At 62.9% G+C, this 13026-nt stretch carries 9 protein-coding genes and 1 pseudogene; 1 reads left to right on the top strand and 9 read right to left on the bottom strand.

Annotation, left to right across the window (positions count from 1 at the left end):
- Positions 1-39 precede the first annotated feature (39 nt).
- On the bottom strand, positions 40-855 hold the full coding sequence (locus P3T16_RS03895) for a carboxymuconolactone decarboxylase family protein (RefSeq protein ID WP_429341236.1): 816 nt from the start codon (positions 853-855) through the stop codon (positions 40-42).
- Positions 856-987: 132 nt separating this feature from the next.
- Between P3T16_RS03895 and P3T16_RS03890 the strand changes: the two genes are divergently transcribed.
- The gene (locus P3T16_RS03890) at positions 988-1908 is read left to right on the top strand and encodes a LysR family transcriptional regulator (RefSeq protein ID WP_429341235.1); all 921 of its coding nucleotides are present in this window, start codon (positions 988-990) and stop codon (positions 1906-1908) included.
- 2 nt (positions 1909-1910) lie between these two features.
- On the opposite strand, the gene P3T16_RS03885 is transcribed toward P3T16_RS03890, so the two are convergent.
- The 8 genes and pseudogenes from P3T16_RS03885 to P3T16_RS03850 all read right to left on the bottom strand — a co-directional run bounded on the left by P3T16_RS03885 (position 1911) and on the right by P3T16_RS03850 (position 13019).
- On the bottom strand, positions 1911-2798 hold the full coding sequence (locus P3T16_RS03885; protein WP_429341234.1) for a LysR family transcriptional regulator: 888 nt from the start codon (positions 2796-2798) through the stop codon (positions 1911-1913).
- A 145-nt stretch (positions 2799-2943) separates the two neighbouring features.
- Positions 2944-6141, bottom strand: a complete 3198-nt coding sequence (locus P3T16_RS03880; RefSeq protein ID WP_429341233.1) for a multidrug efflux RND transporter permease subunit — start codon at positions 6139-6141, stop codon at positions 2944-2946.
- Between the two features lie 12 nt (positions 6142-6153).
- Positions 6154-6492: pseudogene (locus tag P3T16_RS03875) on the bottom strand (GNAT family N-acetyltransferase); the annotation flags it as partial.
- Entirely contained in the window at positions 6467-7828 is a 1362-nt protein-coding gene (locus P3T16_RS03870) for a TldD/PmbA family protein (RefSeq protein ID WP_429341232.1), read from the bottom strand. The gene P3T16_RS03870 and the pseudogene P3T16_RS03875, both read right to left, overlap by 26 nt.
- Positions 7825-9264 (bottom strand): TldD/PmbA family protein, encoded by a 1440-nt coding sequence (locus P3T16_RS03865; protein WP_429341231.1) that lies wholly within the window; start codon positions 9262-9264, stop codon positions 7825-7827. The genes P3T16_RS03870 and P3T16_RS03865 overlap by 4 nt, the downstream gene beginning before the upstream one ends.
- Complete coding sequence (locus P3T16_RS03860) at positions 9261-10904, bottom strand: ABC transporter ATP-binding protein (protein ID WP_429341230.1); 1644 nt, start codon at positions 10902-10904, stop codon at positions 9261-9263. The genes P3T16_RS03865 and P3T16_RS03860 overlap by 4 nt, the downstream gene beginning before the upstream one ends.
- Positions 10904-12016, bottom strand: coding sequence for an ABC transporter permease (locus tag P3T16_RS03855; protein WP_429341229.1), 1113 nt, complete (start codon positions 12014-12016; stop codon positions 10904-10906). The genes P3T16_RS03860 and P3T16_RS03855 overlap by 1 nt, the downstream gene beginning before the upstream one ends.
- The gene (locus P3T16_RS03850; protein WP_429254287.1) at positions 11970-13019 is read right to left on the bottom strand and encodes a microcin C ABC transporter permease YejB; all 1050 of its coding nucleotides are present in this window, start codon (positions 13017-13019) and stop codon (positions 11970-11972) included. The genes P3T16_RS03855 and P3T16_RS03850 overlap by 47 nt, the downstream gene beginning before the upstream one ends.
- Positions 13020-13026 lie beyond the last annotated feature (7 nt).

Raw genomic sequence — 13026 nt, 5'->3', positions numbered from 1 at the left:
GCTCGCGCAGGCCGGGAATGGGTCTGCGCGGCGTCTCTCTTAACTTTTTACCAGGCTTTCACTCGCTTGATGCGCATGGGCGCGATCGGCGAGCACCTCTTTCGCTGCCAGCGCGGCATTGATCGCGCGCGGGAATCCGGCGTACACAGCGATCTGCGTGATCACTTCGACGAGCTGCTCGCGCGTCCCGCCGACGTTGAGCAGACCGTGCATGTGAACCTTCAGTTGTGGCGTGGCGGAGCCGATGGCCGCCAGCGCAGCAACTGTCGCGAGTTCGCGCGACAGAAGATCGAGACCTGGCCGCGTATAGATATCGCCGAATCCGAACTCGATGATGAAGCGCGCGAGATCCGGCGCGATATCCCGAAGCGAATCGACGACACGCTCACCCGCAGCGCCGTCGATTGCGCGCAGGCTCGCGAGGCCTTCGTCATAACGCGAACCGCGCGCGTCGACCCGTTCAGCGTTGACGGAAACGCCCTTTTCGTCGAAGACAGCCTTCGCCGCAAACACACCGTTGAGCGCCGCAGGAAAGCCGGCATAGACGACAAGATGCGTCATCAACTCGACGACCTCTTCTGGCGAACCGCCTGCGTTCAGCGCGCCTGCAATGTGGAATTTCAATTGCGGCTCCGCGCCACCCATCGAAGCGAGCGCCGCAATCGTGACGAACTGGCGTTGACGCAGATCGAGACCGGGGCGCGAATAGATCTCGCCGTACGCGAAGCTGATCGTCAGGTTTGCCAGATCGGGCGCGATGTCCTTGAGCGTCTCGACGATCGACGGCTGCGGCGTGTTTTCAATCATCGCGAGATATTCGCGGCCGACGGTCATCGTGGTGGGTGCGTGATTCATGGTGTCCTCTGGGAGCTGGACCGCGTGTCATTACGGGCCCGTTGAAGACAAAGATATCGATCCGGTTTTTTCCGCGCCAATGCATTCGGCGTGATACCTTTTGCGTATCAGAACGACAACCGGATTCCACGAATGCAGACACGCGTTGAACTCTGGCAGTTGCAGTACTTTGTCGCCGTCGCGGAAGAATTGAGCTTTCGCCGTGCAGCGGAGCGTCTTTCGATTACGCAGCCGCCGCTGACACGGCAGATTCAGGCGCTGGAGGAAACGGTCGGCGCGCGGCTCTTCGAGCGCGACCGCAGCGGCGTGGTGTTAACGGCTACCGGCGCGCATCTACTGAAAGAAGCACGCAAGCTGCTGAACGATGCAGAAGCGATGCTCACGCGCGTGCGGCAACGCGCAGCGCAACGGCTCGAACTCAGGCTGGGCATCACTACGGTGCTCGACCCCGCGCTGTTCACCTGGCTCGAAGGCGCGCTAAAGACCCGCGAGCCCGCGCTTCAACTCACGCAGAAGCGTCAGTATTCCCAGCAGTCAGTCGCGGATCTGCGGCGCGGCGCGCTGGACGCGGCGCTGATCGGCCTGCCCTCCGAAGTGGCGGATCTGAACGTGCAACGTCTTTTCGTCGACCCACTCGTGGCTGCGCTACCGCGCGATCATGCGCTTGGCAGGAGGAAACGCATCTCGCTGCTCGAACTCGCCGGCGACACGCTGTTCTGGCCGCAACGTCGCGTGAATCCCGCATGGTTCGATCACTACGAGAAACTGTTCAAGGCGTGGAAATTCAATCCGCCACGCGCGCCTGAGCCGGCCGATCATCACGTGATGCTCAGCCTGATCGCGGCCGGTCAGGGCGTCGCACTGATTCCGGCATCGCTGAAGTCGATGGCGCGTGAGGGCGTCGTGTATTGCGAACTGAAAGAGCAGGCAGATCTTCGGATCGACGTGGCGCTTGCGAGCCTGCCCGATGCGACGAATCCTGCGCTTTCGCTGTTGATGACCGTATTACGTGCACGCTATGCGCAGGACAAGCCTGTATCAGGCCGACGTTGACCTCACAACACCAGTCGTGTCGCGAGAAAGTCGAGAAACGCCCGCGTTCGTCCAGACATCGCGGCGCTCTGATAGAACACCGCACTGACGGGTTGACGTACATCGACGAGCGCATCGTCGAGTATCGTCTGCAGCCTGCCTTCGCGAACATCCGCGCCCGTCATGAATTCGGCCAGGCACGTAATGCCGCCGCCCCCCACGGCCAGTTGCCGGATCGTTTCACCGCTCGACGCTTTGATGGTCGGCACGATCTTGATGAAGCTGCGTCCTTCTTCCCTGAGCGGCCAGTCATTCAGGCTTTCGGGCGCGGTAAAACCGATCAGCCTGTGACCCGTCAGTTCCTGAACCGTGCGAGGTTCGCCGAATTGCGCGAGATAGGCGGGACTTGCCATCACACGCAGACGGCTGCTGCCCAGCGAACGCGCATGCAGCGTCGAATCCTGCAACGCGCCGATGCGGATCGCGATATCGACGCGCTGCTCCAGCAGATCGACGATCCGCTCGTTGCTGCTTAGCTCAAGGGATATCTCCGGGTACTGCGTGGCGAACTCCATCATGTGCGGCACGATGCAATGGAGCATGAACGGCGACGCGGCGTCGACACGCAGCCGGCCGGCAGGCCGCTGACGCTGGCGCGCGATCAGCTCTTCCGCGTCTTCCATCGCGGCAAGAATCGCGCGCGCCCGCAGGAGGAACAGTTCGCCTTCGTCGGTGAGCTGAAGGCGGCGCGTGGTGCGATGAATCAGCGTCGCGTCGAGTTTCTTTTCCAGACGCGTCAGCGCACGGCTGACGCCCGAGACGGTCTGCTGCAATGTCTCCGCAGCTGCGGTGATCGAGCCGGCATCGATCACCGTGACAAACGCCAGCAGTTCTTCGGTGGTTGTTTTCATTTTTGACGCGCGATCGGCGCGACTGTCGTTTCATCGATGCGCCCCGATATCCAGCGTGGTCATGGTGAGCGTTCAACGGATCTCACTGGAAAAGGCGCTGCAATGGCAGACTATAAATGAATACGTAACCGGGACGTCCAGTGGGCTATGTCGATTCCGGATCGCGAACAGTCGTCGCCTGTTGCCGCCTGCGTCCGCGCGACATCCGGCGCGCGCGTCGAATCGCACCGGGCCGTGTCTGCGTCAGCGAAGCAACCGCGTGAAACGCAACGGGCCCGAACACCAGACCGAGCAGGGTGGCCGTCACCACGCCACCGAATACGCCCGTCCCGATCGAGCGCCGGCTTTCCGCGCCACCGCCGCTCGAAACGACGAGCGGCACCACGCCCAGCAGAAATGCTGCGGACGTCATCACGATCGGGCGAAAACGCGCGCCGGCAGCGTCGATGACTGCTCGCGTGAGCGGCACGCCACGCGTGTTGAGATCGCGTGCGAACTGCACGATCAGGATCGCATTCTTCGCCGCCAGGCCGATCACCGTGATCATGCCCACCTTGAAGTAGACGTCGTTCGGCATGCCGCGCATCAGCACGGCTGCGATCGCGCCGATCACGCCGAGCGGCACCACCATCAGCACCGCGAGCGGAATCGTCCAGCTTTCGTACAGCGCGGCGAGCGCCATGAACACCGCGAGCAGCGACAACCCGATCAGCAGTGGCGTCTGACGCGCGGCGTCGGTTTCCTCGCGCGCCGCGTCGACCCAGTCATATGCGACGCCGACCGGCAGCGTCGCCGCGAGCCGCTCCATTGCCGCCATCGCCGCGCCCGAGCTGTAGCCGGGCGCCGCACGGCCGTCGATATCGAGCGACGGATAGCCGTTGTAGCGGTTCAGCGCAACCGGCCCGACCGTCCAGCGACGCGTCGCAAACGACGATAACGGCACCATCGCACCCGAGTCGTTCGGCACGGATAGCTGGAGCAGATCGGCGTCGGTCATCCGGGTCGATGCGTCGGCGGCGACCAGCACGCGATGCATGCGTCCGCCCGCCGGGAAATCGTCCACATAGTACGAGCCGAACGTGCTGCCGAGCACATCCGAAATCCGCGCGAACGGCACGCCGAACGCATAGGCCTTCTCGCGGTCGATATCGAGTTCGACACGCGGCGCGTCCGGCAACTCTTCGAAATGCACGGACGCCAGCGCCGGTTCTGCTTTCGCGCGCGCGGCCAGTTGTTCACGCGCTACCTTTAGCGCGTCGAGGCCGACGCCTCCGCGATCTTCCAGCCGGAACGTGAAACCGTCGGAATGGCCGACGCCGGGCACGGATGGCGGCAGTCGCGCATCGACATCGCCATCGAGAATCCGGCTGAAGGACTGGTTCAGCGTGTCGCGCAGCGTCAGCGCGTCGACCCCGCGCTCGTCCCAGTCCTTTAGCTCGACGAACGCCATCGCGACGTTCTGGCCGCTTCCCGTAAAGCTCCATCCGATCACGCTGGTCACGTTCGCAACCGCCTTTTGCGCGTGCAGAATCCGCTCGGCCTGCTCGACAACGGCGAGTGTGCGCGCCTGCGTCGCGCCGGCCGGCAACTGGATCATCACTTGCAGCTGACCCTGATCCTCGGTCGGCAGGAAGCCGCCTGGCATGCGCCAGTACATCAGGCCGCACACCAGCAGCAGCACGGCATACACAGCAAGCAGCGGGCCGATGCGACGCATCGCGCGCGTAGTCAGCGAACGATAAGCCAGCGATGCACGGTCGAAGCCATGTTCGAAACGTGTCGCGCAACGCGACGCGAAACCGGCTATACCGCGACGCGCATCGCGTTGGCGCACCGATTGCGCCGGCGCGCGCAGCAGATTCGCGCATAACGCAGGCGTCAACGAAAGCGCCATGATCGAGGACACCACCATCGAAGCAATCATCGGAATCGAGAACTGCCGGTAAATTCCGCCTACGCTGCCCGGAAAAAACGCCATCGGCACAAACACAGCGGTGAGCACAGCCGTCACGCCGACGATCGCGCCGCCGATCTGCTGCATCGCTTTCACCGTGGCATCGCGCGGCGACAGTCCTTCCTCGTCCATCAGCCGGTGCACGCTTTCGACGACAACAATGGCATCGTCCACGAGAATACCGATCGCCAGCACGAGCCCGAACAGCGTGAACACATTGATCGACAGACCAAAAGCCCACATCGTGACGAACGCACCCATCAGCGTGACCGGAATCACGACGGTCGGCACCAGCGTATAACGCAGATCGCGCAGGAACAGCCACATCACGAAGAACACCAGCACGATGGCTTCGACGAGCGTGATCAGCACCTCGCGGATCGCGATATGCACGAAATGGGAACCGTCGAACGGGATTTCAATCGCGACGCCCGGCGGCAAACGCTTCGACAGTTCCGCGAGACGCGCACGGATTGCGTTCGACGTTTCGAGTGCATTACCGCGCGGGCCGAGCTGAATCCCGACGGTCGCGGATGGCTTGCCATTGAGCCGCGACCAGAACGAATACGTATCGCGGCCGATCTCGATACGCGCGACATCTGCGAGTCTCACGGCCGAACCATCCGGCTTCGCCTTCAACACGATCTGGCCGAATTCCTGCGGCGACAGCAACTGCCCTTTCACGCTGACCGGCGCAGTCAGCTGCTGACCGTCGACGAGCGGTGCATCGCCCAGTGTGCCCGCGGTCACGCTTGCGTTCTGTGTGGCGATCGCCGCGTTGACTTCGGTCGCGCCCAGTCCGAATTCGCGCAGCTTCACCGGGTCGAGCCAGATGCGCAACGCTTCGTCGGCGTCCCACAGTTGCGCCGAGCCGACGCCCGGTGCGCGCTTCAGTTCGCGCATCACGTAGCGGCTCAGATAGTCGCCCAGTTGCGCGGAATCGCGCGTGCCATCGGTCGACGTGAGCGCGACCAGCATCAGGAACGTGTTTGCAGACTTGAACACGCTGATGCCCTGCTGCACGACCTGCTGCGGCAGACGCGGCTCAACTTGCTTCAGCCGGTTCTGCACGTCCACCATCGCGATGTCGGGATTGGTGCCGGGCGCGAACGTCGCCACGATTTCAAGGTTGCCGAGGCCGTCGCTGGACGTTTCGTAATACATCATGCCGTCCGCGCCATCGAGACTTTCCTCGATCACGCTGCCGACATTGCCATCCACCACTTCGGTCGACGCGCCCGGATAGACCGCATCGATGACGATACGAGGCGGCGCGAGACGCGGATACTGCGCTACCGGAAGTTGTGGAAGCGCAAGTGCGCCCGCCACGATGATGGCGAGCGCGAGGATCCACGCGAAGACCGGCCGGTCGATAAAGAACGCGGGCATGCAGGGCGTCCTTTAGCGCGGCTCAGTTTGCGACGTCGCGGGCGAGGTCACAAACGGTGACGCAAACGATGACGCAAACCGCGGCGCATCCATGAACCGGGCCATGTGAAACGCGTCCACCAGCATGCCATCGCGCATTGCAAACGCGCGCGAGCGGCCTTCCTCGACAAAACCAAACTTGCGATACAGCGCGATAGCCGGCGCGTTATCGACGAACACGGTCAGTTCCAGGCGACGCAGCGCAAGCGAGCCATCCGCGCATTCGACGGCTGCTTTCAGGAGCGCTGTACCGACGCCGCGCCCAACGTCTTTTTCAGTCATAGATTCAGAGAGTGAGTTCGAATGAGCGCGCGAGCAGGCCCGGCAGTTTCATCCCGCCGGTCGCCCGTTCGCCCCACGTCCAGTCGCTCAGCAGCAACTCAGGTTGCGCGCCGAGGCGCTCCAGTTCGCTGCCAAAGAGCCGGTACAGACTGTCGTCGAAGCGCATTGCGTCGACCGGCGCGACGATCTGTCCGCCTTCGACCCAGAACGTGGCGAAGCGGGTCATGCCGGTGAGCCGGCAATTCATGCGGTCCGAGAAATTCACGTACCAGAGATTGCCGACGTACAGGCCCGTGTCGAGTGCAGCGAGGATGTCGGCCGTGTCGAGATCGCCGGCTTCCATTGCGAGCGCGGCCGGCGTTTCCTCCGCAAGCGCGCCGTTCGGTTCCAGGCCATATTCGCGCGCGCTGCGGGCGTTCGTCAGTTGTCCGGCGCTGCGGCCTGCGACGACCAGCGGGACGCTGTCGCGCTGATAACCGTCGTCGTTAAAGCGCGGCGTGATGTTCAGGTCAAGGTCTTCAGTCAGCGTGACGCGCGGATCGAGCGCGACTTCGCCCGTATGCAGACGGTAGAAGCCGCTGCGCGCGGTGGCCTGCGTGCGTGCCGAAAACGACGTATACGACGCGGTGCCGAGCAGTTCCTGAAGCGCCGTCGGCGCAAAGTACGTGCGATAGCGTCCGGGCGACAACACACGCGGCGAGCGCCCGAGCACCGGCATCCGCTCTGCCGCTTCTTCGACTTTCGCGGCGAACACCGCATCGTCCCAGTGATCGCCGGCGTAACTGCTCTTGATCGCGCGACCGCTTGAGTCATACAACGACCAGCTAAAGCTGAAGTTGCTCACCTCGTACCAGCCGCGGCTGCCAGCGGACGAAGCGAATCCGCGCACCATCGTTCCGCCCGCGTAAAAGCCAACGAAATCATGACCGCGTGCGCATTCAGTGACGATGCGCAGCAACGCATCGGGCGCGGGCAGTTTGCCGTTGCGGCGCGTCGACTGCGTCCATTGCGACTGGTCAAACATCAGATGCGGATCATCCGGCGCATCGCACAGACCGTCGCGCAGCGTGCTGAGCACATCGGCGATATCGCGCAGGTCCGCCGCAGGATCACCGCATACGGTGAACGTCGAGTAAGCCTGTCTTGCGCCGTCGATCAGGCGCAGCGTCAGCCTGCCTTGCGACACGTTGCCGATCTGCCGCACTTTTCCACCATTGAAGCGGATAAAGTCGGACCGCTCGGAGGACAGCCACGTCAGCGCGGTTTCGCTGCCCGTCAGCAGGCGTTCGATCGATGCCGAAAGCAGGTCGAAGTGAGCATGCCAGTCCGGCGATTGCGTTTCGTTCACAAATGGGAAGCCTGTCATTGCGCGCCTCCAAACACATCGACGTTGCGAAATACGCAGGGCGGCGATGCGTGGCCGACGCGCACGATCTGCATCGGCTCGCCCTTACCGCACATTGACGTGCCGAACACCTCGCGCGTCGCGGCATTGCCGACCGCGCTCAGGCTGCGCCAGAAACTCGCGGAGACACCGCGATAGTTCGGCTGTTTAACGACCTGCGTGAGCACACCGTTTTCAATCAGCTGACCGAACTCGCAACCGAACTGAAACTTGTTGCGATGATCGTCGATCGACCACGACGTATTGGTGCGCATCAAAATGCCGTGCTCGATGCCGCCGATCATCTCTTCGAGCGAGCTTGTGCCCGGCTCGATGTTCAGGTTCGCCATCCGGTCGATCGGCGCGCGGTTCCAGCTCGACGCCCGCGAATTCGCGACGCCCGGCAACTGCGCGCGCTGTTGCGACAGCGCGCCCCCAAGCGGCCGTTCAAGCATGCCATCGCGAATCAGAAACTGTTTGCGCGCTTCGGTGCCGTCGTCGTCGAACGCGTAGGAAGCCGCCTCTTCCCGCAATTCCGGGTCGAACGTGACGTTTAGCAGGTTGGAGCCATAGCGATACGAACCGAACATATCCGGCTTCACAAAGCTGGAGCCCGCGAAGTTGCGTTCGTCGCCGAGAATGCGGTCGAGTTCGAGCGGATGACCAATCGACTCATGAATCTGCAGCATCATCTGATCCGGCATCAACAGCAGGTCACGCGGCCCCGACGGGCAATTCGGCGCAGCAAGCAGGTGTAATGCTTCATGCGCGAGCCGTGCACCGCCGCCGTTGAAACCATAGCGATCAAGAATCTCGATGCCGCCCTGCGCAAGCGTGCCGTAGTCGCCGCCGAGCGTGCGCACCTGTGTGTCGCCCTTCTCGTGCGCTGCGACGCTCATCTGTGGCATCAGCATGCGAAAGCGCTGGTCGATCTGCGCGCCGTCGCTGGTCAGATACGTCTGCTCGCCATGCACGATCTGAACGGATGCCGTGCGTTCGACGATCCGGTCGTCGACCCGCGCGGCCGCGCATTCGTGCGACAGACGATCGAGCCACTCCCGCCGGGTCGGCAGCGCGTGTTCCGCATTCGGCGACGCGTACTGTCCGCTCAACGGATGCCTCGCCACCGCGCGATGGTCGATCAACGACACATCCGCACTCGCCCGCGCCCGCTGAACCGCGATGTCCAGCGCCGCCTGAAGGCCGGCAAGCGACATGTCCGCGCTCGCCGCATAACCGGCGCCTGCGCCGACCCACGCGACCAGCATCGCGCCGCGTTCCCGTTGCGTGCGCAACGGCTGCACGACGTCGTTGCGCACCGCGTGATCGACGATCTCTTCGTCGACGATGCGCAATGACCAGAAATCCGCGTCTGTTCTCAACGCGCGGGCGGCCTGCGCCCAGCGTGTATCACTCATTGCAGTACCTCCGGGACAGCCTCCTGCGGCGCCAGCATCGAAGCGGCCAGCAGCGACTGGGTATAAGGATGTGACGGCGCGTTCAGCACGTCGAGCGTGTCGCCCGCTTCCACAATCCTACCGGACTTCATCACAATCACACGATGCGCCATTGCGCGCATCACTGCCAGATCGTGCGTAATGAAGAGATAACTTAACTGGTACTTTTTCTGCAGGCTGGTCAGGAGATTCAGGACCTGCTGCTGGATCGACACGTCGAGCGCGCTGGTCGGCTCGTCGAGCACCATCAACTGCGGCTCGACAGCTAGCGCGCGCGCAATCGCTATCCGCTGCCGCTGGCCGCCGGAAAACTCGTGCGGATAGCGCAGCATCGACTCCGGCGGCATGCCGACTTCCTCCAGCAGCGACGCCACGCGTGCACGACGCGCCGCTGGCGTCACGTCCGGGCGATGCACGGCGAGCCATTCACCGACGACCTGCTCGACCGTCATACGCGGCGACAGCGAGCCAAAGGGGTCCTGAAACACCACCTGCATCGTCGAATACAGCCTGCGGCGCGAACTGCTGGTGCGCAGTGTGGAGAGCGGCTGACCATCGATATGCACATGGCCGGCAGTCGGGCGTTGCAGACCGAGTAGCGTCGATGCAAGCGTCGACTTGCCCGAACCCGATTCGCCGACGATGCCAAGCGTTTCCCCGCGACGCAGCGTCAGATCGACATCCTCCAGCGCGCGGAAGAACGTGTTGCCGACGAGCGAACGCCACCCTTTGCCTGGAATCCGGTAATCGACGGCGAGGCCCTGCACTTCGAGCACGCGACGCGCATGGTCGGGCACCGGCGCCACCACGCGACGCGGTTCGCTGTCGAGCAGTCGTTTCGTATAGGGATGCTGCGGCGCGCTGAAGAGTCGCGCGGTAGGCGCGGTTTCGACGAGTACGCCCTTCTCCATCACCGCGACACGCTGCGCGAAACGCCGCACGAGGTTCAGGTCGTGCGTGATCAGCAGCACCGCCATGCCCCGCTCGGCGGCTTCCTGTTCCTGCAGTTCGATCAGCAGATCGATGATCTGCTGGCGCACGGTGACGTCGAGCGCGGTGGTCGGCTCGTCAGCGAGGAGCAGCCGCGGCCGGCACGCGAGCGCCATCGCGATCATCGCGCGCTGGCGCTGGCCGCCGGAAAGCTGGTGCGGATAGCTGTCGATGCGACGCTCCGGCTCGGGAATGCCCGTGCGATGCAGCAGTTCGATGCCGCGCGTACGTGCCGCGTTGGGCCGCAACCCTTCATGAAGCCGCAGGCTTTCAGCGATCTGCTGACCAATCGTGAACAGCGGATTGAGCGCGGTCATCGGCTCCTGAAAGACCATCGCGACATCCGCCCCGCGCACGCCACGCATCTGCTGCTCTGACTTTTTCAGCAGATCATCGCCGTCGAGCAGGATACGGCCACTCACCTGAGCCTGTTCGACGAGACGCAGGATCGAAAGCGCAGTGACGCTCTTGCCCGACCCCGATTCGCCGACCAGCGCGACGCGTTCACCACGCGCGATCGTCAGATCGAGATTGCGTACGACCGACTTTTCGTCGAAACGGATCGACAGGCTGTCGATTTCCAGCAGGGGTCTGTTCGGCGGTGTGCTCATCACTTGCCTCCACCGAATGCCGAATTGCGCGAGCGCGTGTCGAGCGCGTTACGCAACGCATCGCCCATGAACGTCAGGAGCAACAGCGTGATCACCAGCGCAGCAAATGCCGACATCGAAATCCACCATGCATCCAGATTGTTCTTCCCTTCCTGAAGCAGTTCGCCAAGACTCGGCGTGGGCGGCGCAACGCCGAGGCCGAGAAAATCCAGGCTCGTCAGCGAGAGAATAGCCGCGCTCATACGGAACGGCAGAAAGGTAATGACCGGCGTGAGACTGTTCGGCAGCAAGTGACGCCAGATGATCTGCCAGTTACTCAAACCCATCGTGCGCGCTGCACGCACATAGTCGAGAGAACGGTTACGCAGGAATTCAGCGCGCACGTAGTCGGACAGCACGAGCCAGCCGAACATCGACAGCAGAATGAACAGCAGCAACAGGCTCGGCTCGAAGATCGACGCGAAGATGATCAGCAGATACAGGTCCGGCATCGAACTCCATATCTCGATCAACCGTTGCCCGACAAGGTCGGTGCGTCCGCCATAGAACCCCTGAATCGCGCCGGCAAGCACGCCGAAGAACACGCCCGACGCAGTCAGCGCCATCGCCATCAGCACCGACAACCTGAAGCCATACAACAGACGCGCCAGCACATCACGGCCGAACTGGTCGGTGCCGAGCCAGTTCGTGCCCGACGGCGAAGCCGGATAAGGACGCGAAGCGAAATAGTCGATCGTGTCGTAGTGGTAGTGGTTCGGCGGATAGACGGCGAAATTGTTGCCTGCGGCAAGCCGCGACCGGATGAACGGATCGAGGTAATTCGCGCGCGCGGCGAAGTCGCCACCGAAAAGCGTCTCCGGATAGTCCTTCACGATCGGAAAGTAGTAGTGGCCCTCATAACGGACGATGAGCGGCCGGTCATTCGCCAGCACTTCGCCGAGAAGGCTCAGGACGAACAGCGTCACGAACACGATCAGACTCCAGTAGCCGAGCTTCTGGCGCCTGAAGCGTTGCCATACGCGCCGCCCTGGCGACACGGAGACCGGCAGCGTGCCGCTCTTCAGCTTATCGGTCCAGGCTGTTGAACTGGATGCGGGGGTCGACGAGGACATAGCAGACGTCAGCAATAAGTTTCGTCACGAGAGCGATCAGCGTGAACAGGAATAGCGAACCGAGCACGACGGGATAGTCGCGGCGGATCACCGAATCGTAGGAAAGCTGGCCCATGCCATCGAGCGAGAACAGCGTTTCAATCAGCAGGTTGCCATTCAGGAACGCACCGACGAACGCGGCTGGCAAGCCCGTCAAAAGCGGAATCGCCGCATTGCGCAGAACGTGTTTCCACAACACGTCGCGGCGCGGCGCGCCCTTTGCACGCGCGGTCAGCACGTACTGCCGGCCAATCTCTTCGAGGAAGGTGTTTTTCGTCAGGATGGTGACGATCGCAAAGTTGCCGACCACCGAAGCCGTCACCGGCAACACGATATGCCACAGATAATCGAGCAGCTTGCCGATCGCGCTCAGATCGTCGAAGTTGTCGGATGTGAGGCCGCGCATCGGGAATACCTGCCACATCGTGCCACCGCCGAACAGCATCAGCAGCAGCACGCCGAATACGAAGCCCGGGATCGCGTAGCCCGCGAGCACCATCACGCTCGTGACCGTATCGAAGCGCGAGCCGTTGCGCACCGCCTTCGCAATGCCAAGCGGCACGGACACCAGATAGGTGAGCATCACCGTCCATAAACCGAGTGTGATCGAAACGGGCAACTTCGAGCGGATCACGCCCCACACGCTTTGATGGTGGTAATACGACTGCCCGAGATCGAAGCTCGCGTAGTGCTTCAGCATCATCGCGTAGCGTTCGACCGGCGGCTTGTCGAAGCCGAACTGCTTCTTGATCTGCTCGACCTGTTGCGGATCGACGCCCTGACTGCCGTGATAGCCGCCGCCGGATCCCGCTTCGCCGCCCTGCCGCGAACCGTGACGAAGCTGCGTCATGATCTGCTCGACAGGGCCGCCAGGCACAAACTGCGTGACGACGAACGTCAGCGTCACGACGCCGATGAGCGTCGGCACCATCAGCATCAGCCGTTTAAGGATGTAGACAAACATGAACGGG

Origin of the sequence: Paraburkholderia sp. GAS42, from assembly GCF_050436565.1 — a bacterium.
In the GTDB taxonomy this organism is placed as follows: domain Bacteria; phylum Pseudomonadota; class Gammaproteobacteria; order Burkholderiales; family Burkholderiaceae; genus Paraburkholderia.
The sequence above is the reverse complement of the archived record's forward strand: the minus strand, read 5'-3'. Positions and strand labels throughout refer to the sequence as shown.

Excerpts from the sequence above, each read along its gene's own strand:
- P3T16_RS03865 (WP_429341231.1), bottom strand. The coding sequence starts at position 9,264 with ATGAGTGATACACGCTGGGCGCAGGCCGCCCGCGCGTTGAGAACAGAC.
- P3T16_RS03860 (WP_429341230.1), bottom strand. The coding sequence starts at position 10,904 with ATGAGCACACCGCCGAACAGACCCCTGCTGGAAATCGACAGCCTGTCG.
- P3T16_RS03880 (WP_429341233.1), bottom strand. The coding sequence starts at position 6,141 with ATGCCCGCGTTCTTTATCGACCGGCCGGTCTTCGCGTGGATCCTCGCG.
- P3T16_RS03850 (WP_429254287.1), bottom strand. The coding sequence starts at position 13,019 with ATGTTTGTCTACATCCTTAAACGGCTGATGCTGATGGTGCCGACGCTC.
- P3T16_RS03855 (WP_429341229.1), bottom strand. The coding sequence starts at position 12,016 with ATGTCCTCGTCGACCCCCGCATCCAGTTCAACAGCCTGGACCGATAAG.
- P3T16_RS03885 (WP_429341234.1), bottom strand. The coding sequence starts at position 2,798 with ATGAAAACAACCACCGAAGAACTGCTGGCGTTTGTCACGGTGATCGAT.
- P3T16_RS03895 (WP_429341236.1), bottom strand. The coding sequence starts at position 855 with ATGAATCACGCACCCACCACGATGACCGTCGGCCGCGAATATCTCGCG.
- P3T16_RS03870 (WP_429341232.1), bottom strand. The coding sequence starts at position 7,828 with ATGACAGGCTTCCCATTTGTGAACGAAACGCAATCGCCGGACTGGCAT.
- P3T16_RS03890 (WP_429341235.1), top strand. The coding sequence starts at position 988 with ATGCAGACACGCGTTGAACTCTGGCAGTTGCAGTACTTTGTCGCCGTC.